The following is a 1,100-nucleotide window of genomic DNA, read 5'->3' as shown; positions in this document are numbered from 1 at the left end:
CCCCAGCATCAGCACGGGCGCCCGGGTGAAGCCGTACGAAGAAAGCAGCCAGGACAGCAACAGCAGCACCCCGAGCGCCCCGGCGCCGGCGCCCGCCCCGCCACCCGCGGGGACCACCGCCGCGGACACCGCGAGCAGCGCCCCCAGCGCACACACGAAGAGCAGCACGACGCCGAGCAGCAACGGCCTTGCGGAGGCGGCGAAATCGGCGAGCTCGCGGCTGGTGGAGAGCCGCCCGCGCGCCCGCACCGCGAACAGCCGGGCGCACCAGACCGCGGGCGCGACCGCCAGCGAGAGCGCCAGAGCGGTGGCGGTGGACGCCTCCCACGGGCCGTCGGGCCCGCCCGATACGGCGCCCCGCAGCAGCCCGTCGCCGAGCAGCGCGTACGCGACGAGCCAGCACGTCCACGCGCGCGTGGCCGGCAGCGCGTGGTGCGCACCGTGCGACTGCCCGGAACCCGAACGCGGTGGCGCGTACCGAAGAGCGACCCGCAGCGCGATGGCCACGGCGAGCACTCCGCCGAGCCCCACCGCGAGCCGCGCACGCCCCTCGGTCAGCTCGGACCCGGCGACGGCGAGCCCGCACACCGCTCCCGGCAGCAGCGCCAGCAGCGCCCACCCGGCGGAGCCGCCGGACGGGCGCGGCGAGGGAGCGGTCATGGGGAGGGGCCGTTCGTCGTCATCGCGGGGCACGCGCGCGTACATCTCCTCGGCGAGGGCGAAGACGTCCCGGTGCCGGTACCGCGCGGCGGTCCGGTCGGTCACCCCGTGCGCCTCGAGCCCCGCGGCGATCTCCAGCGGGTCGACGGCGCGCTCGCACAGCTCGCGGTGCCGGTGCATCAGGGCCTTCACCGGGTCGACGGCACCGCGCCGCGGGGGCCTGCCACGCTGCCCGGCAGCACCTGAAGCGGCCAAAGCCTCCGAGCCATCGGGGGCCCGCCAGGCCGCTGGCTCCGCCACGATCGCCTCCGACTCCCCGAAGGCCTCCGCCACCATGTCCGCCGAGCGGGCGTCCCACCCGGCGGCGCCTTCCGGGGCTCTCGGCGCGTCCGTCTTCTGCTGCCTCGTCATACGCCCGCCCCTCTCAACTGCCCCTGCCC

At 77.2% G+C, this 1,100-nt stretch carries 1 protein-coding gene; it reads right to left on the bottom strand.

The window, feature by feature from the left end; all coding sequences use genetic code 11:
* A partial coding sequence (locus E2651_RS43360) for a hypothetical protein (RefSeq protein WP_135336745.1) occupies positions 1–1,071 on the bottom strand: 1,071 nt, incomplete at its 3' end.
* Positions 1,072–1,100: the final 29 nt, after the last annotated feature.

The organism is Streptomyces sp. MZ04 (genome assembly GCF_004684775.1).
Lineage (GTDB): Bacteria > Actinomycetota > Actinomycetes > Streptomycetales > Streptomycetaceae > Streptomyces.
The sequence above is the reverse complement of the archived record's forward strand: the minus strand, read 5'-3'. Positions and strand labels throughout refer to the sequence as shown.